Source organism: Terriglobia bacterium (genome assembly GCA_020072815.1).
Taxonomy (GTDB): Bacteria; Acidobacteriota; Terriglobia; order Terriglobales; family Acidobacteriaceae; genus Angelobacter.
The window spans coordinates 99,802-123,627 of sequence record JAIQGE010000002.1; the positions used below are offsets into that span (position 1 = coordinate 99,802).

The following is a 23,826-nucleotide window of genomic DNA, read 5'->3' on the forward strand; positions in this document are numbered from 1 at the left end:
TCGCGCCAGATCCCCAAACACGTTCAGTTTGCGGCGTGCATTTGTCAATTCTGGCAATTCCTTTTCATTCCGGCACAAAGTAAAACGCCACGGCCACGATCGCGTACACCGCGAGGAGCTGCGCGCCTTCAAACCAGTTGGTCTCGCCGTCGGACGCGATCATGGAGACGATCATCACCGAAAGAAAAATGCCGGCAATTTCAAATCCGTTGAAGACCAGGCTCATGGGCTGGCCCATGGCCACGGACAAAAACACCAGGATGGGCGCCACAAACAGCGCAATCTGCGTGCTGGACCCCGTGGCCAGCGAGAGCGCCAAGTCCATCTTGTTGCGGCGCGCCATGAGGATGGCAGCGGAGTTTTCCGCGGCGTTGCCCACCAGCGCCACCACAATCACGCCGACGAACAACTCCGTCATGCCCAGCGCGTGAGTGACCGCGCCAATCTGACCGACCAGAATTTCGCTCAGCGCTGCAATCATCACCGTGGCCAGCAGCAGTGCGGTCAGGGCGCGGCCCTTGCTGATTTCCGGCTTGGCGTCCTGGACGTGACCGGCGCCGGCGCTGGCCAGCAGCGCATTGCGGTGCGTGCGAAAGACGAAAAACATGTTGGCCAGGTACAGCAGAATCAGCACGCCGCTGGTCCATAAACTCAAGCGCTCCAGCTGCGGGCTGCCGTGTTCCAGGTTGCCGTACACCGTCAGGTTGAAGACCGCGGGCATCACTAGCGCGGCCACGGCGATCATCAGCATGGTGCCGTTCATGCACGGAGCATTGCGCGAAAAGCGCTGGACTTCATGCTTGGCGCCGCCGGCCAGCAGGCTCAGTCCCAGGACCAGCAGCAGATTGCCCATGATGCTTCCGGAAAGCGACGCCTTGACCACGTTGATGTGTCCGGCGTGCAGGGCAAAGATGGCGATGATCAGCTCCGTGGCGTTGCCCATGGTGGCGCTGAGCAGCCCGCCCACCGCAGGCCCCGAATACGCAGCCAGCACAGAAGTGGATTCGCCCAGAACGCCGGCCAGCGGCGCGATGCCCAGTGCAGCGGCAATAAAGATTACCAGCGGCGGCGCGTGCATCAGATCAAGCGCGATGGCTGCGGGAACAAACAGCAGTAGCACGTTGAGCCAGGTGTACGTGGAGCGCAGCGGGGACTTGTGCCAGAACTTGGTTAGAAAACTCTCGTTTGCGGGCTTGGAGTTTGCCGGGGTTGCATTCGCCATCCGGGAATTGTAGCGGACATTGTTGATGGCCGAACCCTGGTGTGCGATGACGATGCCTTTGTGCGGCGATGTTGACGCTGTCGAAGACGAAGTCGGCAGCGGCAGCGAAGCATTCCGCCAGTCGTCGCCCGTCGTCGCGAACCTTACGGACGCGCCAGCAGCGGCAGCAGGACCGCCAGCGCGGCGATCCACAGTCCAACCCACATCAGGAAGTACTTCGGTTCCGCGGTGTTGTCGGCGGGGATTGCGTCCTTCATCGTCATGTCCTCCTTGTGCGACATGCCAGGAGAAAGAGCAAGCCTTGCGCCATAATGCAAATTGTTTATTATCAATAAGATACACGGTGGCCTGCGACGAAGCTGTGTCAAATCGCCCGCATGGGTGCGTCAGAAGGCACACGCGTTGCCGCCTCGATATCCCTTAATACTTGTAAAACCCTCTTCCACTCTTCCTGCCCAGCCAGCCGGCGTCCACCATCTTGATCAGCAGCGGGCACGGACGATACTTCGGATCGCCCAGCCCGTTTTGCAGCACGCGCATGATGTCCAGGCAAACGTCCAGTCCGATGAAGTCCGCCAGCGTGAGCGGACCCATGGGATGGGCCATGCCCAGTTTGAAGACTTCGTCCACGGCTTCCGGCGTGGCCACGCCTTCCATCACGGCGTAGATGGCTTCATTGATCAGCGGCATCAGCACGCGATTGGATACGAAACCCGGCGCGTCGTTCACCTCCACCGGCGTCTTCTCCAGCTTCAAGGCCAGATCGCGCGTGGCGGCAAACGTTGCGTCGGACGTGGCCAGCCCGCGGATCACCTCCACCAGCTTCATCACCGGCACCGGATTGAAGAAGTGCATGCCAATCACTTTGTCGGCGCGCTTGGTCTGCGCGGCAATCTTGGTGATGGAAATAGACGACGTGTTCGACGCCAGCACCACCTCCGGCCGGCAGTACTTGTCCAGGTCGGCGAAGATTTCCTGCTTGACCTCGAACTTCTCAAACGCAGCTTCAACTACAAAGTCGCATTTGGCCAGGGCGCGGCGTTCCATCACGGCTTCAATGCGCTTCAGCGCCTGCTCGCGGTCCTGCGCGGTGATCTTGTTCTTGCTGACCTCGCGCTCCAGATTTTTGCTGATCGTTTGGATGCCGCGGTCCAGCGCCGACTGCGCGGCTTCCACCAGCACCACGTTGTATCCGGACTTGACCAGCACGTGGGCAATGCCGTTGCCCATGGTCCCCGCGCCTACAACGCCTACTGTTTTGATGTCCATGATGGCCGTGTCTCCCTTGTATCAAAACCCGTTTTTTCCGAAACGGATGAGTTTAGCAGAAGGGCAAGGGTCCCGCCCCTTCGCAGGTTTTGTAAGGAGACGATTGTGAAGAGAAGGGCCGCCTCTAGTGCGAGGCATGTTCAGACGCATCCCAAACTTTTTTCGTCGGCCTTTCCAAAATGGACTATTGAGCGGTTGAGGGAAAGACGGGTACCTGAATGCAAAGCTCGTCAATCGTTTTCTTAACAATGTCGACGCGAGGGTCTCGTTTCCAATTCCACTCTGCCACTCCAACTGATTCGGCAATGACTTTTCGGAGATACTGTGAGGGTAGCCCTTTTGCGTTTAGTACAGCCGTTCTTTGACAGCTTCTTCCGCGCTGCCAAACAAATGCGGCGATATATTCGTCGAACTTGTCGACCTTCTCACGAAGCAGGTTGAGCGGAAGATCTGATTGTAGATCCATTGAAGCGCGCTCAAATACACGATCGATTTGACGCTTGCGGAGCGGCAACACATGTAAGTGTCCATGCGAAGTACTGCAGAGAACGTCTCCCTCGTCCATGTTGTGTTTCCCGTGTTCGAAACAGAATAACCCGGTAACGCCAAGTCGATCTGAGGCTAGCTGCTGCACAGAAGCCAAAATGGAGAAAAGTTCCTGCATCCCGGACGATTCCAAGCTAAGCATAACGTTGCACGAATGCCATTTAGGTACGATCAGGCAGTGCCCTATTACAAGCGCGCCGACACTCGGGATCAGAGCAAGTGTTTCTGTTTCGTGAAGGATAGCATTCACTGAACCAGAAAGAAGGGGCGAAAGCCTATTAGGTGCAGTTCCTATCAGTTCGTCACATATTGAACAGGTGCCGCTCATGATGGTGGCCATCTAATCCGACTCCTTCGTCCGACTTGACTCGATTCTGTCCCTATCTCCTTCTAAGTCTATCTGTCTGCTTTCCTCTCTGTGCTCTCCGAACAGAGTTTGTGCAGCCAGAATCAGACGCTTCAGGAACGCTTCTGAAGCAAAGCCAACAAGGAACGAAAACGCAAGAACAAAATACGTAAAATTCGGCTCTTTCGTCGGAGCTGAATTTGAAACTACAAGAAGGCCGCCGCGAGTCGCCACCAGGCCAATCCACGCCAGTGCTGCCGAATAGACCGGCGTCGACAGCTGCCATAGCAACCTGCGCGCATCGTATTCGCCATGTCGAACAGCCCACACGACCCACCGCGAGGCCGTGACAGTGCCTCCCAGTCCCCCTCCCAACAAGGCGTAGATCTCATCGAACCAGTCGTCAGAAGGAATCGCGTGGTGTTGGAATTTCAATGCCAAGAAAATGACGGAGCCAAGGATCAAAAGGTGATACATGCTGACCACATACGGAACGCGACCGCCGTCCGGTGCTGATCGTTTGGGCGTAGCAGCGTTTCCAGACGCCTCGGATAACTTCAGACTGGTATCTTTGGTCGAACTCGTGTCTTCGTTTTTGTGATCGTTCGCCAAAACGTATCAGCTCCAACGGAACGGAATGTTACCGGACTTCTCACAACTAATCTAGTCGAAACATCCTACACATCCTCATAAAAGGAACCGCTGCCGGGCTCAAATAGTCGCCTGTAGTAGTAATATGCGTATCGATCCGTCATTCCCGAGATGAAGTCCGCCACCAGTCTTTGTTTCGACGCTGCACCTTGCTCAATAAGCTGCTGGAAATCGAATGGCATTAATCGAAATTTCTCTTTGCCGTCCACAACGTCGCAAAACTTATCAAAAAGCGCGTCGATAATATGGTGGCCTTTCTCTTCCAGCGTCGTAACACGAGGATCACGAAAAACCAACAGGGTTGCCGCTTCTTTGAGGACCGCGATGCGAGCGTGAGCCTCCATATCGACCGAAAGTCCGAATCGATAACGAACGGACATTTCTTTTGCGCATCGTAGAACGATCCTGCCTTTTTTCTGGAGCTTAAATTGATCAGAGGTCCACTTCTTAAGATTTACTTTGCGCAGGCGGTAATCCTTAGGCTCAATCACTTGCTCTTGTAGATCGTTCGCCAAGGCCGCTATTCTGTCGACGTCAGTAATAGCAGGAACGGAGTCAAGCGGTTTTTTCTCGCTTTGTGCAATGTTTTCCATCTTCCTTTGGACGCTTGTGGAGATTTCATCGGCTCGATTGCGCATCTCGACAGGACTCAACAGTCCCGCACGAATCGCGTCTTCAAAGTCATTGACTGAATAAGCCATCTGGTCTGCAAAATCCGCGATCTGACCTTCCAGTGGATTCCATTCCGGATGCTCAACTTCGTGCTTGATCCATTTGAAAAGCTCGATCTCGGCCGCCGAATCAGAATATGTGAACTTTGTGTCTTTATGTGGAGGCTTATTTTCGAGTCCAGGAAATGTCCTGTCATACAAGTCGGGGTACTTGGCCAGTCCGTCGATTGTCGCTCGAGTGAGGTCCAGGCCAGAATCCATATATTTCGCTTCGAGGAAAGTCACAATCCGGATGTTTTGCGGATTGGCCCCAAACCCTCCGAAAGCTCTCATCTTGTCGTGCAAGTTATTCTCGCCAGAGTGCCCAAAAGGAGGATGCCCAATGTCGTGAGCCAGGCAGATAGCCTCAACGAGATCGGCGTCTGGCTTGAAGTCCTCCCTAGGAAGTTCGACGCACAGACCCCTTCCTAATTGAGCCACTTCAAGGGAGTGAGTTAGTCGAGTTCGGTAAAAATCTCGCTCGCCCACTCCTAAGACCTGGGTCTTGCCCTGAAGGCGCCGGAAAGCGGCGCTGTGGACTATGCGCCCCTTGTCCACCTCAAATTCTTGCCGAACCGCTAGAGAGCGGTGCATCCCGCGACGCGCCCTGTCGCCGGCATCGTACTCGTTCTTTCCAATTGCCACGCCGCGCTCCAATAAATGATTATTTTAGACAGAGGCAACGGTGTAGTGTAAATTAGCCAAGGACACATGGAGCAGCATAATACCCAAACGGTCGCTCGACAACTCCATTTCAAGGATGCGCATCTGGATGAGCTTGCCGAGCGCGCCAATGTAGCCCAATTCATTAGCTTTGATCCGAGCCGTCGTCAACGCTACGCCAGAGTATTAGGCTTTCCACCCAACCACATTTTCTCTAGCGTGCCAGATGCTGTAAAGACCCTGCTTGAACGATCACCCGAGAAGCGAATTAACATTCGGAGTTTCCGCCCTGAAGAGCCGCAGGGCCATGAGTTTCTCTACGGCATCAAATCCAATGATGAGGCTACGGCACAAATTGAACGGCTCACAGCGTTAAATCTATGGGTGATAGCGAATGAAACCGTTGATGTTGACGATGGCGGTGTATCTGGAGTAGCACACGGCGATGTCATTGAATTCGCTCCCAGGGATACGCCGCGAGTCGTTGAGACTGAAAACGTGCTAAGTGCAGATCGACGTCTGGGCACAGGCATTATCGAGTTAGTTTACGGGTTCGAGCCCCTGCTTCCTGAAGAAGATCAACTCCGAGTCGAATTCAGTATCCACCCCATTCGAAGAGGCTATCGCCACCAACACACCATAATTTGGGAGATCCAAGACACGATACCGGTGAAATATAAGCCTGTTCTAAGGTGGCCCAACGCGTTTAGCGAATTCATTGGCGACAAGGCATTTGGGTTGCTCGTTGCGAATTGTATCGGGCTGTGTGTTCCTCGTGCCATGGTGCTCTCTCGAGTGCTTCGTCCATTCGTCTTTGGTCGAAGAACTGGTTCTGATGTCGTCTGGCTGCGGACCAGCCCAAAACTTCCTGAACCTGGCTTTTTTCCAACTGTTCGAGGATGGACTGACCCGTTCGCGTTCTTGGAACAAGTGCCCGGCAACGAACGAGTAGCATCGATAATTGCGCAAGATGAAGTTGCGGCTACCTATTCTGGCGCTGTTCTGACTCGCGCCGACGGAGATCCAATTGTCGAGGGCGTGCCCGGGTTCGGCGACGATCTAATGCTGGGCCGTAGACAACCGGAGTCCCTGCCGAACAAGGTAGTGGAATTGGTAACAGACGTACACTCGCGGCTTGCAAAACAGGTCGGAAGCATCAGAGCGGAGTGGGCCTTCGATGGCTTGGACCTATGGATTCTGCAGCTACAGCCTGAGAAAGCTGTTTCAAAAGGTAGCATCATCTTCCCTGGCGACGTTAAGGCAGAGATGGACTTCGACGTGCGCGCAGGGCTCAGCGGACTGCGCGAATTGATCGGGCTCATGGAAGGCAAAAACGTTGGCATCCGAGTTGTCGGGCAGGTCGGAATGACTAGCCACATAGCAGATGTCCTGCGACGAAATCGAATACCCTCCCGAATCGTCCCGAGGTGAGCCCTAGGAAAACTACCCTCCGCGCTGTGTTTCCGTGAACGGTTCAACTCGAGTCCTCAGCCCGCTCTTCTTGCCGCGGTGCTCCACCCCAGCTTACCGTGACAAAGAAATCTGATCTCCTGCATATTGTGTGCACTGTCCTTTTTCGCGCTGGCAAAGGCGAATAAAAGGTGGTAAAATGAAAAAGCAAGCCATTAGCACTTAGCCATTGGCCGTTAGCCAGAACGGACCGCGGCCCAGGCGGCGGGGAAAAGCTCTTTGAAATCAGAAAATCGCGTCGTCGTGGAAAAGGACGCTAACCCTGCAAGGAATCAGCAGCTTAACCGGTAAATTTACTTACTGGTAAACAGTTGGGTGACCGTTGGGTCGAATCCAATAACTCCTGTATTTGCAATACGGGGCTACCCCCAGGGGTGGGGGTGGGAGTAACGTTGCCGCTACTAGCGAGGCGATTAATGGCAGGTCGTCGTTAATCACAGGCAGGGGCGCTCGGAACGCGCCTGATCGCCGAAATCGCCGACATCGCGCGTGATCGCCGTGATCTGAAAAGCGTCAAACCCGCGCCAACTTGGGATGCGTCGCGTAAGTCTTTTAGATCTTGGGATGCCGAAGGAGGGGAGGGTGCCCTCATGCCCCGTCCACCGCCGTCCTCAACTCTCTTACGCTGCTTTCGGTGACTACCAGGTGCTGGTATTCGCTGTCGGCCAGGGTGCCCATGGCGATCTTCTGGTTGCGGAACTTCATGACGCTGGTGACCGCCGTACCCAGGCCGGCGTGGACTTCGCGCACGTTGGTATAAGCAATCACCGCCTTCACGCTGGCGACGGAAAGTTCACCGCAGGCCATCACGGAGATCCGTCCGTGCGACTGCTGCACCAGTTGCGCCAGAGTGGGCATGGCGTCCACGGCGCTCTTCTTTCCGCCCGACGTGAGCACGCGGTCCACGCCTGCTTCGATCAGGTCATCGAGCGCCTGCGAAAGGTCGCAGCTCATGTCAAACGCGCGGTGGCAGGTCACGTTCAGCGGACGCGCCAGCTCCAGCAAGCGGCGCATGCGGTCTTTGTCCACGGTGCCGTCAAGATTGAGGATTCCGAAGACCACTCCGTTGGCGCCCAGTTGTTTGGCGATGAGGATGTCGCGCTGCATCACGCCGAATTCTTCTTCGCTGTAGCAGAAGTCGCCGCCGCGGGGACGAATCATGACCTGCAGCCCGATGGCGATCTTCTTGCGCACAGCGGCAATCATGCCCGCGCTGGGCGTGGTGCCGCCTTCGGGCAGGCCGGCGCAGAGTTCCACGCGGTCCGCGCCGCCGCGCTCCGCCGCCGCTGCTGACTCCGCCGAGTCAAGGCAGATCTCCAGCAGCACGGAGCCTGGACGCGTTTGCGGTTGCGCTACCACACGCGGCAGCGGTTTTCGCGGACCATGGGCGCACCGGCCTTGCACTTGAAGGCTTCCTGGAATTCCGGCATGTTCACCACCAGGCCGTTCACGCGGTACTTGCCCGGCGAATGCTCATTGGTGATGGCGTTGGCGCGCAGGTTTTCCGGACGCTGAATTTCGCACGCCCACTGCGCGTAGCCGATGAAGAAGCGCTGGTCCGGGGTGAAGCCGTCGCGGGGTTCCAGGTGCTGGTCTTTGGTGGCGGACTTCCACGCCATGTACGCCAGCACCAGTCCGCCCAGGTCGGCCACGTCTTCGCCTTCGGTGAGCTTGCTGTTGATCTTGATGTCGTCCACGATGGTGTAGGTCGCGTACTGGTCCACGATGCACTGCGCGCGCTTCTCGAATTCCGCGCCGTCTTCCTTGGTCCACCAGTCGCGCAGGTTGCCCTTGGCGTCAAACTGGCGGCCTTCATCGTCAAAGCCGTGGGTGAGTTCGTGGCCAATGGTGCCGCCGGTGTTGCCGTAGTTGGGCGCGTCGTCCATCTTGGGATCATAGAGAGGAGGCTGCAGCACGCCGGCGGGGAAGTTGATGTCATTCATCTGCGCGTTGTAGTAGGCGTTGACGGTGGGTGGCGTCATGCCCCACTCGCCGCGGTCCAGCGGCTTGCCGATCTTGGCCAGCTGCCGCTTGGCCTCAAACATGGTGCCGCGATGCACGTTGCCGAGAAAATCATTGCGCTTCACTTCCACCGAGCTGTAGTCGCGCCACTTGTCGGGATAGCCGATTTTGTTGACCACGCTGTGCAGTTTTTCCAGCGCCTGCTTCTTGGTCTCCGGACCCATCCAGGTGAGCTGTTTGATGTCCTCTTCCATGGCCTGCTCGATCTGTTTGGTCAAGGTCAGCGTGCTCTTCTTGGTGGCTTCGCCAAAGGCGCGGTTCACGAACTCCAGCCCCAGGGCTTCGCCCAACTGGCGGTCAGTCAGGCGCACGCAACGTTTCCAGCGCGGCTGGATCTCCTGCACGCCGCGCAGCGTGTGGGCAAAGAAGTCAAAATTCTCTTCGACAAACGCTTTGGAGAGATACGGCGCGTTCGCGCTGGCGATGTGCCAGCGAAGATAAGTCTTCAAGTCGGCCAGGCTGTTGCTTTCAATTTGCTTGGCGACCTCCTGATAGAACTTGGGCTCGGTCACGTTGAAGGTATTCACGCCGGCAAGGCCCACGGTCTTTAAGTATGTGTCCCAGTCAAAATCCGGCGTGAGCGCTTGCACGCCTTTGAGGTCCATTTTGTGGAAAAGATTGTGCGGATCGCGCTGCTCCACCCGCGTCAGCGACGCTCTGGCCAGCGCGGTTTCTATCTGCATGATGCTAGTGGCTTCTTTCTCCGCGATTTCCGGTTTGTCGCCCAGCAGTTGCAGCATCTTCGCCACGTGCGCCAGATACTTGGTGCGGATTTCGCCCGACTTGGCGTCGTCCTTGGTGTAGTAGTCGCGGTCCGGAAGGCCCAGCCCGCCCGCGGCGGCGAACGCGATCACCTGCGACGAATCGGCAAAATCCTGATCGGAGCTGAATTCGAACAGCAGGCCGCCCGTCGCTTGTGTGAGATGTGCGCGTCCCAGCAGCGCCGCCAGTTGTTTCTTGTTCTTGATGGCCGCAATCTCATCCAGCAGCGGCTTCAGCGGTTTGGCGCCCAGCTTTTCGATGGCCGCTTCGTCCATGCACGCGGCAAAGTAGTCGCCAATCTTCTGCTGCGGCGCGGTGCGTCCGCTGGTCTTCTTGGCCAGATCGTCCAGCACGCCCCACAGGAAGCGCTGGTTGTCCTGGGTCAGCTTGCCATAAACGCTCCACGCGGCCTGGTCGCCGGGGATGGGATTGTGGGTCATCCATCCGCCGCAGGTGTACTGGTAAAAATCCACGCAAGGGTCGGCCGTCAAGTCCATGGACGGCACATCCAGGCTGGGCGTGTAAGGCAGCGTGGTGACCGGCTTGTCCTCGGGCTTGCTCGCGGCCGGACTTGCCGCTGAAGTTTGCGCTCCAAGCTGGATGGACGCGGTGCATGCGATGGCCAGCATGATGGCGAGACAACGTTTGCTGCGGGCAGGGCTTTTCATGAAGTGCCTCTCAGTGTTCGGGAACAACTGCTGAAGTTATGAGGTTTTGGCTGATTGCTAATTGCTAACTGCTAGTTGCTTTTTCTTTGACGCGCTAGTTTACAGGAAGCGAGCGCTGGGAGCGAATGTGAGAGGTCCCGCTCAACCCACTACGTCGCCACTGCACTTCTCGCCGTGCGTGGCCTTGCACGACGGGCACACGTACTCCGCGCAGTCCGCGCAGATGATGGCGTTCACTTGCTCTCGAGTTCGGGTTCCGCAACTTCCACCGGCAATCCTGACTGCCGCCACGCGGCAAACCCGCCGGAGACGTCAAACACGTTTTCCAGGCCGGCGCGTTGCAGCAGGCTGCAGGCGATCACGCTGCGATATCCACTCTGGCAATGCACCGCCACCGGCAACGCAGGATCAACTTCCGGCGCCGACACTCTGAAATTGTCCAAAGGCCACCAGTTGGCTCCGGCGATGTGCCCGGCCTGCCACTCGGATTCACGCCGCACGTCCAGGACGTTGATCTGTCCATCGCCCAGCTTTTGCAGCAATTCCTCCGGACTCATCTGCTGCAACGCGGCCACGGCGAATCCCGCCTGCTTCCAGGCTTGCACTCCGCCTTCCAGGAAGCCCTGCGGATCTTCAATGCCCACGCGCGTCAGCCGCAAGCGTGCTTCCGAATATTGCTCCGGCGTATCGGCGATCAGCACCGGACGCGAGCCGGCGCCCAAAACGATTCCCGCCCACGACGCAAATTGCCCGGACAACGCGATGTTCACCGACCCCGGCACGTGCGCGGCTGCGAATTCTTCGCTGGGGCGGACATCCAGCGCAAACGCGTCTTGCTCCATTTGCGTCTTGAGTTCGGCCGGAGCGAGCGCCTTGAGCGGCGGCAACCCGGCCAGCGACGGAGCGCCCTGCCGGTTGATCTGCGCGTCTTGCAGAAAATATTCCGGACGCGCCGGCAGGTTCGTCGTTAGCTGGCGTATGAATTCATTGCGGTCTTTGATCTGCAGCGCGTAATTGGTGAGCCGCTCGGTGCCTAGCGTGGAAAAGCGTTCCGCGCGCATGTTCTTACCGCACAGCGAACCGGCGCCGTGCGCGGGATACACCAGAACGTCGTCCGCCAGTTTCAGCAGCTTGCCGTGCAGACTGTCATAAAGCATTCCCGCGAGTTGTTGCGATGTGTAGGCTTTCGATAGGTCCGGCCGTCCAACGTCGCCCAAGAACAGTGTGTCTCCGGTCAGCACCGCCCAGGGATTGGCGGACTTTTCTTCGTCCGTGATCACCAGGCAGACGCTCTCCGGCGTGTGCCCGGGAGTCTCCATTGAGGCCACGCGCACCTTGCCCATTTTCAATTCGAAGCCGTCCCGCAAAGCCACGTTGGGAAAAGCGGCCTCGGCCCTTTCGCCGATATAGATATTGGCTCCCGTCCGCGCCGCCAACTCGGCGTGTCCGGAAACAAAATCGGCGTGCAGGTGAGTTTCAAAAATGTGGCGGATTTCCAGGCCCTGTTCGGCCGCCGCTTGCAGGTAGATGTCCACGTCGCGCTGGGGATCCACCACCGCGGCTTCGCCTTCCGACCCCAGCATGTACGAGGCGTGCGCCAGACATCCCAGATAAAACTGCTCAAAATACATCGACTGTTGCCTCTTTACTTCTTCCCGGAATTTACGATCTGCTCAATCATAGCCCGAAACTTTCTCGTAAAGTCAGTCCGCGCCGCAATCACGGCTGGCTCTTCTCGGCGGACCACCGCAGCGCGTACAAGATCACATAAATGTAGCAAACCAGCGGAATGATGAACGCATGGTGGATTCCAATATGGTCGGCCAGCACGCCTTGCAGTTCGGGAACAATGGCGCCCCCGACGATGGCCGCCACCAGCAAGCCGGACGCGCGTCCGGTGAGTGGTCCCAGTCCGGCGATGGCCAGCGTGAAGATGCTGGGAAACATGATGGAGTTGAACAGGCCCACTAGAATCATGCTCCACATCGCCACATGGCCTGTCGTCAGCATGGACGCGCTCACCAGCGCCGCCGCCGTGGTCGCGGCCAAAGCCAGCAGCCTGTGTGTTTTCACCCGGCGCAACACCCAGGACCCGGCAAATCTTCCCATCATGGCGCCGCCCCAGTAGTACTGCAAATGGCCGGCCGCGTCCTTCAATGGCATGTTGCCAATATCTTTCTGGTTGAGGTAGTTGGTCATCAGGCTGCCGATGGCCACCTCGGCCCCAACATACACAAAGATGGCCACCGCTCCCAGCACCAGGTGGCGATGGCGCCAAATGCTGCCGCTGGCGCCACCATGGGCCTCGGCGTATTCGATCACCGGAAGCTTGAACAGTCCGACAATCGCCGCCAGTACAATCAACGCCACCGCCAGCCCAATGTATGGCGCCTTCACTGACGCTGCCTGTTGCACGCGATACGCGTGCAGTTGGTCGCCGGTCATCGCCTGCATGGCTTCCACCGCCAGCGGCGCGCCCACCGCGCCCAGGATCAGCCAGCTTCCGAACGTCGGCGCCAGCGTGGTCCCCAGGGAATTGAATGCCTGCGTCAGGTTCAGCCGGCTCGACGCCGTGCGCGACGGTCCAAGAATGGCAACGTAGGGATTCGCCGACGTTTGCAATATGGTCATCCCCGCGGCCAGCACAATCAGCGCCGTCAGGAAAAGCGGAAACGCCGGTAGCGCCGCCGCCGGTACAAACAGCAGAGCACCGCAAGCCATGGTCAACAGTCCGGTCACCATGGCCCGTTTGTAGCCAATCCATTCGACGATCTTGCCGGACGGCATGGAGAACACAAAATACGCGGAAAAGAAAGCAAACTGCACCAGCATCACTGCCGCGTAATTCAGTTCAAAGATGTTCTTCAAATGCGGGATCAGGATGTCATTCAGGCAAGTCAGAAAGCCCCAGGCAAAGAACAGCGTGGACACCATGGCCATCGCGCCCACGCCGGTCTTGGCCGGAGCATTCTGCGGGGCGGCGACTTCGTCGGGTTGGATGGTGTTTGCGATGGCGGTTTGCGATCCAACGGTCTCGAACAAATGCCGTTTAAGAATAGAGTCAGCTATCCGCTTAAGTCCAATCTCCGTTCACATGTGCACAGAGTTGCAGAGGCCGCTCACGTCCAGCCACGGCTGGTACCGTGATTCGTATTGTCTCGTTCGTCTGAAAAGGCAATAATGGGCTCACTGAAATTGTGCCCCGCCCGAGCGTAGGCGGTTAGAATCGGGGGAACAAATCCAACAAGATGGCTACCGCAACCACAATCCGGCCGCAGGAAGCCTCTCTTCTGATTGACATTGCTGGCCAGCGCCGCCGGGTGGAAGTTTTCCGCTTGCCCTTTACCATCGGCCGCTCGGACGACGCCGACGCCACCATCGCCGACTTCCGCGTCTCCCGCCTGCATGCCCGCCTGCTCGGCGAAGACGGCGTGTACTTCGTCGAGGACACCGGAAGCCGCCACGGCACTTTCGTCAACGGAGCGCGCTGCGAGCGCATGCGCCTCAAGCACCTTGACGAGATCACCTTCGGCGTTCCCGGCCTGAAGATTATTTTCCAGGCGGGTCCCGCGCCGGGCAGCGCCGCCAGCATGCTGCTCACGCGCTTTGCTTCGGATACTGACGTCTCTGAGCTGGAGAAGCTCCGGCTCTTTCTCGAAGCCGCGCGCAGTCTGGGCGGCGGCCTGGTGGTGCGCGATATCCTACGCAACATGCTGGACTATGCTCTGCGCCTCACCAAAGCCGAACGCGGCTTTGTTTACCTGCGGGAAAAAGACACGGCTGCCCTGGCCTGCGGTGTGGACAGCCGGGGCAACCAGCTTACCCAGGACGCCAACGTTTCCAACTCCGTGATCCAGGACGCCCTCACCTCGGCTTCAGAATTCATTGCCGGCGACACCTCGCAGCAGAGCGCGCTTGCCGCCCGGCAGAGCATTGTGATGAACGAACTGCGCACCGTGGTGGCCATTCCGCTGCGCGCCAAGCGCGTGGCCACGGGCGCGGCCGCGGCCGAAGTTCAAGGCGTGCTCTACCTGGATAGTCACCTGGCCTCGCGCAATCTCTCCGGCGTGAGCCCGGAAGTGCTGCGTGCGCTCGCCGCAGAATGCGCCGCGGTGCTGGAGAGCGCGCGGCTCATGGAAGCCGAGCAGTCCGCCCGCCAGTATCGCCAGGAAATGGAAATTGCCGCCTCCATCCAGCGCAGCCTCAGTTCAGAGGCTGAGGTCCGCTGTGAATTCGCTCAGGTCTCCGGTCGCACTATTCCCTGCAAGGAAGTTGGCGGCGACTTTTTTGATGTCCACGTCTCGCCCGACGCCGTCACCGTCATCGTGGGCGACGTCTCCGGCAAGGGCATCTCCGCCGCGCTGCTGGCCTCGGTGATCCACGGCATGTTTTACGCGCAGATCTCCACCGGCTCCCCGTTGGTGGAAACCATGCACGCCATCAATCAATTTCTCTGTTCGCGCGTGGCCGGGCAAAAATACGCGACCCTGCTGGCCGCCCAGCTCAAGCATGACGGCCGCCTGGAGATCGTCAACTGCGGCCACGTTCCGGGACTCATCTCCGCCGCCGGTGCCGTGACCCAGGTGCAGGACGGCGACATGCCGGTGGGCTTGATGGCTGACGCTTCCTTCCACTCCATCCAGGCGCAGCTCGCGCCCGGCGCGCGGCTGGTGATCATCACCGACGGCATCAGCGAAACCGAAAACGCCGAAGGCGCGGAATTTGGCTTGGAAAAAGTGGAAGTCTTGCTGGGCGCGCAAGACCCGTTGTCGGCGATTCTAGGCGCCGTGAATACCTTCAGCGGCCACGCTGAAGCCCAGGACGATCGCACCCTGCTGGTGCTGGAACGCCTGCAGTAAGCGACTACCAACTGCGGGGAGTGACACTGGCTTTAGCCTCTGTAGGTATCAGGGCTTGGCTTCAGCCAAGCCGCTAGGCGTGGAGAAATAATTAGGTAGGCCCGGGCTTCAGCCCGGGATGCGCGGCAGCGCACCCCTGAAGTCTCACTCCTGGAAGCTGAACAGTACTGAGAAGTTGCAAAATGATGGGGCGTCCCGGCTTCAGCCTCTGCAGGTATCAGGGCATGCCTTTAGGCGTGCCGACTAGAGTCAAAAACAATTTGGGCTTCAGCCCCTGAAAATCACTCCTGGAAGCTGAACGCCGCTTTCAACTTGCCTACTTCAATAACGTCGCCGGCCGCCAGGTCGCGCTGCGCGTGCAGGTCCTGGCCGTTCACCTTGAGCTTCACCTTGGTTTCCGCGGGCGCGATAAAGTATTTGTTGTCGCGACGGCTGATCAACGCCGCAGAATTCGGCGCGAACCAGCCCTTCAGGTGGATCGAAGCCATTTTCGACTTGCCAATCATCGTCATCTTGCCCGTGAGCACGTATCTTTGCTGGTCAGTCTTGCCCTCCAGCACGCTCAGGATGCCGATGTGCTCCTTGATCGGAACGCCCGACGCCGACATCACCGCTGGCGCCGCGTTCTTGGCCAGCAGTTCCTGCGCCTGTTTGGTGTCCAGCATCACCGTGTTGTCCAGCTTGGGCGTGGCCGGGCCCGCCTTGGCGGCAATGGCCGCCACCGGCGCCGGACCTTCATTCTTGAACTCGATCTCGTGCTTGCCGATCTTCATCAAGTCGCAGTGCCGCAGCTTGGTTTTCTCCACGCGCGCGTTGTTCACGAACGTGCCGTTCAGCGAACCCAGGTCTTCCACCACGTAGTGGTCCTGGTTCCAGGTGATCTTGGCGTGATGCCCGGACACCGCCGGATTATCAATCTGCACGGTGTTGTCCGGCTGGCGGCCGATGGTGGCCGTAGCTTGCGTGAGCGGTATTTCCTTCAGCGTGGATGCCCCAAATTTCAAATAGAGTTTTGCCATTGCTGGCCTCCGAAAAAGAACTTTCTAAAAAGTGATTTGAACCATGGCCGCTCCACAATCCGCAGGAGCAGGCACGTAATGTTGTCGTCGCCGCCGCGCTCTTTGGCCAACTGGACCAGCGCGTTGCAGGCTTGAGTCAATGAATCCGAGTTCTTGACGATTGCCAGAATCTCTTCGTCCTGCACGTGCCGAGTCAGCCCGTCAGACGTCATCAGGATCAGGTCGCCCGGTACGGCCACCAGTTCGTCAATGTCCGGCTGCACGTCTTCTTCCGAGCCCAGCGCGCGCAGGATCACGTTCTGCAACTCTGACTTCTCCGCCTGTTCGCGCGTGATGTAACCCAGGCGCACTTGTTCCATCACCAGCGAGTGGTCCTGTGTCAGTTGCTGGATGGCGCCATGGCGGATCATGTAAATGCGGCTGTCGCCCACGTGGCCAATCGCCAGCGAGTGTCCGCGCACCAGCGCCGCCACAATGGTTGAGCCCATGCCGGTGCGTCCGTTGCCGTCGCGTCCCGCGGCGTAGATGGTGCGGTTGGCCAGGTAAATGGCGCGGGCCAAAGCGCCTGCGCCGGAAGCGGCTGTGGTTATGGCTGCGGTTTTCGCGGATTGCGGCGTGAACTCCTCATCGTCTGTTTCTGGTATCGGCGTGATGGCAGCCGTCGCGCGGATGGCGGCGGTTTTCGGGCTGACGGAAGGCGCCACTTCGCGAAAATATTTCAGCAGCACGTCCACGCCCATCTTGCTGGCGACCTCGCCCGCGGCCTGCCCGCCCATGCCGTCGCAGACCACAAAGATGCCGTAGCGCGAGTCGAACCCGAAGTTGTCTTCGTTGTTCTGACGGACGCATCCCGTATCGGTTTTGCCGGCAACTTCTACCGCAAGCGTCATGCTTTCCTCGGCGCGCGCGGCTGCTACTGCGGCCGCGGCGCCCGCTGGAGTTATTATCCCGTTTTCGGCGAGTTTTAGGCGCTTATGTGCTGTTGCTGCCGTAGGTTCGCGCCGCCGGGGAGGAGGGATTTGCGGCGATTGTAGGCATACTAGTTACTGGTTTGCAATCAAAAACTAGCCGCCAATGTGCACCATGCTGCGCGAAGGTTTGATAAATCCAGGCTCGCCAATATGATGGCGCGCCTCTTTCTGCTCGACCACTGAACGAACGTAATCAGTTAAATCACTGTCACTGGCGCCGCGGTGCATGCGTCCCGCCATGTCATGATCGAGAAGAGAAAACAAGCAGGTGCGCAGCTTGCCGTCCGATGTCAGACGGATGCGCGAGCAATGTCCGCAGAAGGGATGCGAAACCGGCGCAATGATCCCGATCTCGCCGCGTCCGTCGTCAAACGTGTAGCGCCGCGCTGTCTCGCTGGGCGCGTTGGGCAACTGCCGCACCGGACGAAACTCGTTCAACTTCTGCAGGACCTCGTCCATGGTGACAACAACGTTGGGCGACCACACGCGGTCTTCTTCCAGCGGCATGAATTCAATGAAGCGCACCACCACGCCTTCGTCGCGGGAGAACTTGGCGAACTCCACAATCTGGTCTTCGTTGAATCCCCGCAGCAGAACGCAATTTACTTTCACCGGCTCCAACCCGGCTTTCTTGGCGGCGCGGATTCCCGCCAGTACATTGTCATACCCGTTGGGCACGCGCGTGATGCGCGCAAACTTCTCTCTGTCCACCGCATCCATGCTGATGGTGGCGCGGGAAAGCCCGGCTTCTTTCAGCGGCCGCACCAGGTCGGTCAGCAGGTGGCCGTTGGTGGTGATGGCGATGTCCGGCTGATGGCCATCCAGCGTGCGCAGCCTGGCTACGTCGCGAACAAATCCCACCAGGCCGTTGCGTAGCAGAGGCTCACCGCCGGTCAAGCGGACTTTCTCAATCCCCATCCCGACTAGAATCCGCACCATGCGCAGGTAGTCATTGAAGGGAAGCTCGGAATATTGTGCGCCCTGGTTGCCGGTGCGGCAGTAAACGCAGCGGTAGTTGCAGCGGTCGGTGATGCTCACCCGCAAGTCCGTGATGTACCGCCCGTGTTTGTCCTGAAGCCGCATGAGCTCGTTTCTGTTTTCCGCCGCATGACCGGCGTCGCTTACCGACCCGGCCAATGTTGCGACCATCTTTGCCGACGAGATGATCTTTCATCGCGATGATCTTTTGCGTCGCGACGATCTTTGGGTTGCGATGATCTTCGGGTCGCGATGCTCTTCGCGTAGAGACGTAGCACCGCTACGTCTCAAACTCAAATTTTGCAAGGAATACAAAGAAAGGAAGGGAATACGCCCGCGGCGTTTTCGGTTCCTTTCCATCGCTCCCGGATCGCGCCGTTTTTGCGCCATCTGGGAGCTTGAATTCGGGAGGCCCAGCCGTTTCCAACGGGACCCTCGTCCTTGCAACGTTGCAAGAAGCCGCCACACCGGCCGGGTATGCCCTGAGGCCTGACGTGTGGTCGAAACCTTCGCGCCCATTATAGACGGGAATCCAATTTGAAGGAACTTATTAAGCGGATCTACAAATACAGCACCATCAACTCATCATCAATATATTCGCCGCTGACTTTGAGCGACTTCGGCTCCGTGCCGTAACGCCGGAACCCCAATGACTCATACACTCTACGCGCAGCCGCCTGCGTTGCCGACACCACCAGCAGGATCTGCTCCACGCCGGGAATCTGCCGCGCCCTCCGGATAATTTCTTCGATCATCTTCTTTGCCGCGCCCTTGCCGCGCGACTCCTGGCGCACGTACACGCCCCAAATATGTCCCTTGTGTCGCAAGTGCGCATGCTGGTCGCGATAGAACCCGGCCATCCCCGCCAACCGGCCGTCTTCAAACATGCCGACAATAAAGTTCTCCGCGCCGCCGCGGCGAACTCTCTCCCGCGTTTGTTCGATGGAGTTCCTTTCGTGGTCGGCGACGGACTCAACGAACGACCGCGGATCGGTTTCCAGCGCCAGCCGGCGCAAGTGCCACCAGGCTTCGGCGTCGTGTTCGGTCAAGATTCTGATTTCCATTTGAGAACTATTTTACGGTGCCCCACAGTCGGTCCACTCTCACTGACTTTTCCGCGCTTTTGTGCTACAAGTGGCCCCATGAGTAGGCTGCTTCCGCTCCTTATCATTGCTTTTCTGTTATCTGGGCTCGCCTTAGCGCAGGATAACGCGGCCGCGCCGGAGTTGCAGGCCATCATGGAACGCGCGAAGGCCGGCGACGCCGCCGCCCGAGCCGAACTGGGGCGGGCCTATGAAGATGGCAAAGGCGTCCCTCAGGATGACGTCAAAGCCGCGGAATGGTTTCGCAAAGCCGCCGACCAGGGCAACGCCCAGGCACAGAATAGCCTGGGGGTAATGTACGCGCTTGGGCGCGGGGTCGCGCGTGACAAGGAGGAAGCGGTCCGCTGGTATCGCAAAGCGGCAAAGGGCGGACTTTCTGAAGGGTTCTACAACGTGGCCATCTCTTATTTCAATGGTGAGGGCGTGCCGGGAGATCTTCAGCTGGCGTACGCCTACATGATGATCGCGCAGAGCAAAGGCAACCCGCAGGCTGCCGAGGCCCTCCAGCACATGGGCGATGAACTCCACGGCCGCGTGGATTTTTCCAAGTTCAGACTGGCCGGGATCTACGAGCAGGGGGACGAAGTGCCGCAGGACTTCGCGGCAGCGGCAACGCTGTATCGCGAACTCGCCGCCTTGGGGCCGAGGCAAGGATTCTTCGTTGCCCAGGCGGAATTTCGCCTGTGCCAGTTCTGCGTGACCGGGAGAGGAGTACCGAAGGATTTTGTCCAGGCTGCATCACGCTGCAAGGCGGCGGCCCAGCAGGGCGTCTATGCTGCCTACGTGGTGCTCGGCCGCATGGCCGAAAAAGGCCTGGGCGAACCAGCCGACTTGAAGCACGCAACCGATTGGTACCGCAAGGCAGCCGCGGAAAGCGTGCCTGAAGGTTTCATGGAAATGGGACGGCTCAAGCTCCAGTCCAGTTCGCATGATGACGTGAAGGAAGCATACTTCTGGTTTCAGCTTGCCCGGCTGGCCAAGCTTCCCCAGGCTGACGCGCAACTGCAAAAGGCGGCGGCCCAACTCACGGAACAGGAAATCGCGTCTGCGGCAAAAGCGGCCGAAGAATGGCGCCGCGGTCCCAAGGCGGATCGAGGCAAGAAGATCAAGATTCATTGAGAAGAACGTCTCCAGCGCCGTCATCTCCGCAGCCATCCGTCGTATTGTCTCCAGTCACTATCGATGATCCGCCTCTGCTCCTCGGCAGGCAATTCGGCTACGCGAAAGCCTTTTTTGAAGTACTCAGGATATTCGGCATACGCTAGGATGTCTCGATAATCGCGCGTCGCTGATTCAATATTGGACTGCAAGTCATCCACACTTCCGCTTGCCAGCTTCAATGCTGCCAGTTGCACGCGCGAGGCTTCACGGTGGTGCTTTTCCGTTCCGTACCGGCCAAGAATGGCCATGACGGTCACGAACTGCTCTTCTTGAAACTCCCGTCGAACAATCCTCTCTACGTCATTTGGGGTGACGTTGGGCACGGGTTGAGTGCACGTCTGCTGCGACGTAACACGACCCTCAGGGACAGAAACAAGACGTCGTAGGAGTTGCCGGAGACTCATTTCGCTATCAATTATAGCTTTGCAGCCTTCCAACTCAGCCGAACCGGATGCGTGAGTGTTGTTAACAGGCGATTACACTTAGAACCGCATGTTCGATCATCCTCACATCCCATCGTAATTCGGCCCGCCGCCGCCCTCCGGCGGCACCCAGGTGATGATCTCGTAGGGGTCGGCGATGTCGCAGGTCTTGCAGTGCACGCAGTTCGATGGGTTCAGGTGGATGCGTTTGCCCTGGGTTGCGTCCTTCGCCGCGTTTTTCGCAGCGTCAGCGCCCGTGGCTTCTTCCATCTCGTACACGTTGGCCGGACAGAAGTTCTGGCACGGGTTGCCGAACTCCGTCACGCACTTGGTGTTGCAGATGTTGGTGTCGGCAATTACCAGGTGCGATGGCTGGTCTTCTTCATGCTTGGTGCCGGAGTGGTAAAGATCGGTAAGTTTGTCGAACGTGAGCTTGCCGTCGCCTTTGGCTTTGCCCAGCACCTGCGCGCGGTTCCCGCCGTCTTCCGGCAATTGGTCCAGGTGCTGCATGCGCGTGTGCCCCGCGTGCGCCGGGTAAATGCGATGCAGGCCGCGTCCGCCGGTCATCTGCTGCAGCGCCGTATGCAACAGACCGGAAACCAGGCCATTCTCAAATCCCTGATGGAAGTTGCGGACCTCCCACAGCTCGTCTCTGATCCAGCTGGCGTCCACCGCGAACTTATATTCCTGCAGCTTTTCGGCATCGAATTTGTTGGCCACTAGCGCCGAGAACGCCGTCTCGCCGGCCAGCATGCCGCTCTTGATCGCCAAGTGAATGCCCTTGAGTCGTTGCGAATTGAGGAACCCGGCGGAGTCGCCCACAATCATCCAGCCATCGCCCGCCAGCGGCGGCATGGAGAACCATCCGCCGTACGGCATGGACTTGGCGCCGTAACGGATCATCTTTCCGCCCTCCAGCAGGTGCGCGATTAGCGGATGCGTCTTCCACATTTGCAGCACACGCTGCGGATCGGTGCGCGGGTCGGCGTAATCCAGACTGGTCACGTAGCCGAGCGAAACCAGATTGTCTTTCGCCCCGTACATCCATGACCCGCCGTATTCTTTCGTCGTGAGCGGCCAGCCCAGCGTCAAGATGACTTCGCCCTGCTTGATCCGTCCCGACGGCACTTCCCACAGCTCCTTCACGCCCACGCCGTACACCTGCGGGTTGCGGTCTTTATGTAGATCGAATTTGCCGACAAGTTGCTTGGTCAGCGACCCTCGCGTGCCTTCCGCCAGCACCGTGACTTTGGACTTCAACTCATACCCGGGCTCAAAGTTCGATTTCTTCTGCCCCGTCTTGTCCACGCCTTTGTCGTCGGTGATCACGCCGGTCACGCGATTGCCGTCATACGTCAGCTCCGATCCGGCAAAGCCTGTGAACACGGTAATCCCCGCCTGCTCCACTTTTTCTCCCAGCCACTTCATGAAGCGGTTGAGCGAGATCACGTAATTGCCGTGGTCCATCATCGGAGGAGGCATCAGCGGCGCGCGATACGATTTTTTCTCGGTCAGAAAATAGAAGCTCTCCTGGTCCACCTGCGCGTCCAGCGGAGCTTCATCGCGCCAGCCGGGAAGCAGTTCGTCCATGGAGCGCGGATCAAGCACCGCGCCGGAAAGCGAGTGCTGGCCCACTTCACGCGCTTTTTCCAGGACGTTGATGTTTTCCTTGCTGAGCGCCGCGTCGGGGTAGCGGGCGTTGTGCTTGTCAATAAGCTGCGACAGGCGCAGCGCGCAAGCCATGCCGGCCGGCCCGCCGCCCACAATGGTTACGTCCGCTTCCATCTGCGGACGCTCAATTCCCTCAAGTGGTTTGCGGAAATAGATCATGTGTTAGTGCTCAGTTTTTGCCGGGCTCGGCCGTGAATTGCCAGAATTGCCATGATTGCCAAAATTGTCGATTGAGAACCTGTATATCGAGGCATGAGGTGGCTTTTCCAATTTTCAATTTTGGCAATCCTGGCAATTGTGGCAATTGCAGCAACCTACCCTCCGGCTTTCGCTTTCTTGACCTCTTCGGTCAGCAGCGGAAGAATGTCAAACAAGTTGCCCACCACGCCAAAGTCGGCGATCTCAAAGATCGGCGCTTCCGCATCCTTGTTAATGGCGATGATGGACCGCGAGCCCTTCATGCCGACGATATGCTGGATCGCGCCGCTGATACCGACGGCGAGGTAGAGCTTGGGCGCAACGGTCTGTCCGGAGCTGCCGATCTGGCGGTCCATGGGCAGCCAGCCGGAGTCGCAGATGGGGCGCGACGCGGCAATCTCGCCGCCCAGCGCGTCCGCCAGCGCCTTGGCCAGCTCGATGTTCTTCTGCTCCTTGATCCCGCGGCCCACCGAGACGATGATCTCCGCTTGCGTCAGGTCCACCGCCTGCTTGGCTTCTTTGAACGGAGCTTCGGGCTGATTGCGGACGGCGCTGTCGGCAATCTCCACGTTCACCGTTTCCCCCGGCGCGGCGGAAGCTCCGGCTTCGGCTTTGTCGCCGCGAAACGCGCCTGCTTGAAACGTCACGAAGTGCGGCGGATCGCAGGCGAACGAAACGTCCGCCGCGAACTTGCCCTGGAACATCTGCCGCGTGAACAGCAGCTTGTCGCCGGCTTTGTGGAAGCCGGTCGCGTCACTGATCAACGTCCTGCCGAGCGAAGTAGTCAGTTGCGGCGCAAAGTCGCGCACCTGGTAAGTGTGCGGCATCAGCACCAGGCGTGGCTGTTTCTGCTGGATGAAACCCTTGAGCGCGGCCACTGTCCCGTCCGGTTCGTATTTGGCCAGCTTGGGCGATTCCATCGCGTAGACCTTGGCCAGCTTTTTGCCGGCAAGTTCTCCGGCGATGCCGGCCACGCCGCTGCCAAAGACCGCGGCCTCAACCGCCCAGCCGGTCTCCGCGGCAATGGCTTGCGCCGCGGCAAGCGTCTCCAGGGAGACGCGGTTTAACTTGCCTTCACGCTGCTCTGCTACTACTAGAATTGTGTCTGCCATGTT

The 23,826-nt window shown here is 58.7% G+C and carries 19 protein-coding genes; 3 read left to right on the forward strand and 16 right to left on the reverse strand.

What is annotated here, in order from left to right:
- Positions 1-64: 64 nt before the first annotated feature.
- From cax to dgt, 5 genes are all read right to left on the reverse strand, one after another.
- Positions 65-1,222: a calcium/proton exchanger gene (cax, locus tag LAO20_04330; protein MBZ5530637.1), complete on the reverse strand. Its 1,158-nt coding sequence runs from the start codon at positions 1,220-1,222 to the stop codon at positions 65-67.
- Positions 1,223-1,642: 420 nt separating this feature from the next.
- Complete coding sequence (locus tag LAO20_04335; protein ID MBZ5530638.1) at positions 1,643-2,491, reverse strand: 3-hydroxybutyryl-CoA dehydrogenase; 849 nt, start codon at positions 2,489-2,491, stop codon at positions 1,643-1,645.
- A gap of 184 nt (positions 2,492-2,675) precedes the next feature.
- On the reverse strand, positions 2,676-3,377 hold the full coding sequence (locus tag LAO20_04340; GenBank protein MBZ5530639.1) for a hypothetical protein: 702 nt from the start codon (positions 3,375-3,377) through the stop codon (positions 2,676-2,678).
- Positions 3,378-3,995, reverse strand: coding sequence for a hypothetical protein (locus LAO20_04345; GenBank protein MBZ5530640.1), 618 nt, complete (start codon positions 3,993-3,995; stop codon positions 3,378-3,380).
- 65 nt (positions 3,996-4,060) lie between these two features.
- Positions 4,061-5,389, reverse strand: coding sequence for a dNTP triphosphohydrolase (gene dgt, locus LAO20_04350; protein ID MBZ5530641.1), 1,329 nt, complete (start codon positions 5,387-5,389; stop codon positions 4,061-4,063).
- A 66-nt stretch (positions 5,390-5,455) separates the two neighbouring features.
- On the opposite strand from dgt, the gene LAO20_04355 reads away from it, so the two are divergent.
- Positions 5,456-6,838 carry a hypothetical protein gene (locus LAO20_04355; GenBank protein MBZ5530642.1) on the forward strand — a complete coding sequence of 461 codons (1,383 nt, stop codon included), beginning with the start codon at positions 5,456-5,458 and terminating at the stop codon, positions 6,836-6,838.
- Between the two features lie 627 nt (positions 6,839-7,465).
- Here LAO20_04355 and LAO20_04360 read toward each other — a convergent pair.
- From LAO20_04360 to LAO20_04375, 4 genes are all read right to left on the reverse strand, one after another.
- Positions 7,466-8,203 carry a copper homeostasis protein CutC gene (locus LAO20_04360; protein MBZ5530643.1) on the reverse strand — a complete coding sequence of 246 codons (738 nt, stop codon included), beginning with the start codon at positions 8,201-8,203 and terminating at the stop codon, positions 7,466-7,468.
- A 26-nt stretch (positions 8,204-8,229) separates the two neighbouring features.
- Positions 8,230-10,290, reverse strand: coding sequence for a M13 family metallopeptidase (locus tag LAO20_04365; protein MBZ5530644.1), 2,061 nt, complete (start codon positions 10,288-10,290; stop codon positions 8,230-8,232).
- 272 nt (positions 10,291-10,562) lie between these two features.
- Positions 10,563-11,960: an MBL fold metallo-hydrolase gene (locus tag LAO20_04370; protein MBZ5530645.1), complete on the reverse strand. Its 1,398-nt coding sequence runs from the start codon at positions 11,958-11,960 to the stop codon at positions 10,563-10,565.
- 88 nt (positions 11,961-12,048) lie between these two features.
- Entirely contained in the window at positions 12,049-13,269 is a 1,221-nt protein-coding gene (locus tag LAO20_04375) for a sugar MFS transporter (protein MBZ5530646.1), read from the reverse strand.
- A gap of 308 nt (positions 13,270-13,577) precedes the next feature.
- Here LAO20_04375 and LAO20_04380 point away from each other — a divergent pair, with 308 nt between their 5' ends.
- Positions 13,578-15,188: a SpoIIE family protein phosphatase gene (locus LAO20_04380; protein ID MBZ5530647.1), complete on the forward strand. Its 1,611-nt coding sequence runs from the start codon at positions 13,578-13,580 to the stop codon at positions 15,186-15,188.
- A 281-nt stretch (positions 15,189-15,469) separates the two neighbouring features.
- Here LAO20_04380 and LAO20_04385 read toward each other — a convergent pair whose 3' ends face one another.
- The 4 genes from LAO20_04385 to LAO20_04400 form a co-directional block, all read right to left on the reverse strand.
- The gene (locus tag LAO20_04385; protein ID MBZ5530648.1) at positions 15,470-16,207 is read right to left on the reverse strand and encodes an FHA domain-containing protein; all 738 of its coding nucleotides are present in this window, start codon (positions 16,205-16,207) and stop codon (positions 15,470-15,472) included.
- Positions 16,189-17,097 carry a protein phosphatase 2C domain-containing protein gene (locus LAO20_04390; protein MBZ5530649.1) on the reverse strand — a complete coding sequence of 303 codons (909 nt, stop codon included), beginning with the start codon at positions 17,095-17,097 and terminating at the stop codon, positions 16,189-16,191. The genes LAO20_04385 and LAO20_04390 overlap by 19 nt, the downstream gene beginning before the upstream one ends.
- Positions 17,098-17,271: 174 nt before the next feature.
- Positions 17,272-18,327, reverse strand: a complete 1,056-nt coding sequence (gene moaA / locus LAO20_04395; GenBank protein MBZ5530650.1) for a GTP 3',8-cyclase MoaA — start codon at positions 18,325-18,327, stop codon at positions 17,272-17,274.
- 389 nt (positions 18,328-18,716) lie between these two features.
- Positions 18,717-19,220, reverse strand: coding sequence for a GNAT family N-acetyltransferase (locus LAO20_04400; GenBank protein MBZ5530651.1), 504 nt, complete (start codon positions 19,218-19,220; stop codon positions 18,717-18,719).
- A gap of 174 nt (positions 19,221-19,394) precedes the next feature.
- Between LAO20_04400 and LAO20_04405 the strand changes: the two genes are divergently transcribed.
- Positions 19,395-20,378, forward strand: a complete 984-nt coding sequence (locus LAO20_04405) for a sel1 repeat family protein (GenBank protein MBZ5530652.1) — start codon at positions 19,395-19,397, stop codon at positions 20,376-20,378.
- A gap of 20 nt (positions 20,379-20,398) precedes the next feature.
- Here the strand turns inward: LAO20_04405 and LAO20_04410 are convergent, their stop codons facing one another.
- The 3 genes from LAO20_04410 to LAO20_04420 form a co-directional block, all read right to left on the reverse strand.
- Positions 20,399-20,743 (reverse strand): hypothetical protein, encoded by a 345-nt coding sequence (locus tag LAO20_04410; GenBank protein MBZ5530653.1) that lies wholly within the window; start codon positions 20,741-20,743, stop codon positions 20,399-20,401.
- Between the two features lie 183 nt (positions 20,744-20,926).
- Positions 20,927-22,672: an electron transfer flavoprotein-ubiquinone oxidoreductase gene (locus LAO20_04415; GenBank protein ID MBZ5530654.1), complete on the reverse strand. Its 1,746-nt coding sequence runs from the start codon at positions 22,670-22,672 to the stop codon at positions 20,927-20,929.
- 155 nt (positions 22,673-22,827) lie between these two features.
- Positions 22,828-23,823: an electron transfer flavoprotein subunit alpha/FixB family protein gene (locus LAO20_04420; GenBank protein ID MBZ5530655.1), complete on the reverse strand. Its 996-nt coding sequence runs from the start codon at positions 23,821-23,823 to the stop codon at positions 22,828-22,830.
- Positions 23,824-23,826 lie beyond the last annotated feature (3 nt).

Bases quoted from the DNA above. Each gene is read 5' to 3' on its own strand.
- cax (MBZ5530637.1), bottom strand. From the start codon at position 1,222: ATGGCGAATGCAACCCCGGCAAACTCCAAGCCCGCAAACGAGAGTTTT.
- LAO20_04335 (MBZ5530638.1), bottom strand. From the start codon at position 2,491: ATGGACATCAAAACAGTAGGCGTTGTAGGCGCGGGGACCATGGGCAAC.
- LAO20_04340 (MBZ5530639.1), bottom strand. From the start codon at position 3,377: ATGGCCACCATCATGAGCGGCACCTGTTCAATATGTGACGAACTGATA.
- LAO20_04355 (MBZ5530642.1), top strand. From the start codon at position 5,456: ATGGAGCAGCATAATACCCAAACGGTCGCTCGACAACTCCATTTCAAG.
- LAO20_04365 (MBZ5530644.1), bottom strand. From the start codon at position 10,290: ATGCTGGCCATCGCATGCACCGCGTCCATCCAGCTTGGAGCGCAAACT.
- LAO20_04370 (MBZ5530645.1), bottom strand. From the start codon at position 11,960: ATGTATTTTGAGCAGTTTTATCTGGGATGTCTGGCGCACGCCTCGTAC.
- LAO20_04375 (MBZ5530646.1), bottom strand. From the start codon at position 13,269: ATGGCCATGGTGTCCACGCTGTTCTTTGCCTGGGGCTTTCTGACTTGC.
- LAO20_04380 (MBZ5530647.1), top strand. From the start codon at position 13,578: ATGGCTACCGCAACCACAATCCGGCCGCAGGAAGCCTCTCTTCTGATT.
- LAO20_04385 (MBZ5530648.1), bottom strand. From the start codon at position 16,207: ATGGCAAAACTCTATTTGAAATTTGGGGCATCCACGCTGAAGGAAATA.
- LAO20_04390 (MBZ5530649.1), bottom strand. From the start codon at position 17,097: ATGACGCTTGCGGTAGAAGTTGCCGGCAAAACCGATACGGGATGCGTC.
- moaA (MBZ5530650.1), bottom strand. From the start codon at position 18,327: ATGGTCGCAACATTGGCCGGGTCGGTAAGCGACGCCGGTCATGCGGCG.
- LAO20_04400 (MBZ5530651.1), bottom strand. From the start codon at position 19,220: ATGGAAATCAGAATCTTGACCGAACACGACGCCGAAGCCTGGTGGCAC.
- LAO20_04405 (MBZ5530652.1), top strand. From the start codon at position 19,395: ATGGAACGCGCGAAGGCCGGCGACGCCGCCGCCCGAGCCGAACTGGGG.
- LAO20_04415 (MBZ5530654.1), bottom strand. From the start codon at position 22,672: ATGATCTATTTCCGCAAACCACTTGAGGGAATTGAGCGTCCGCAGATG.
- LAO20_04420 (MBZ5530655.1), bottom strand. From the start codon at position 23,823: ATGGCAGACACAATTCTAGTAGTAGCAGAGCAGCGTGAAGGCAAGTTA.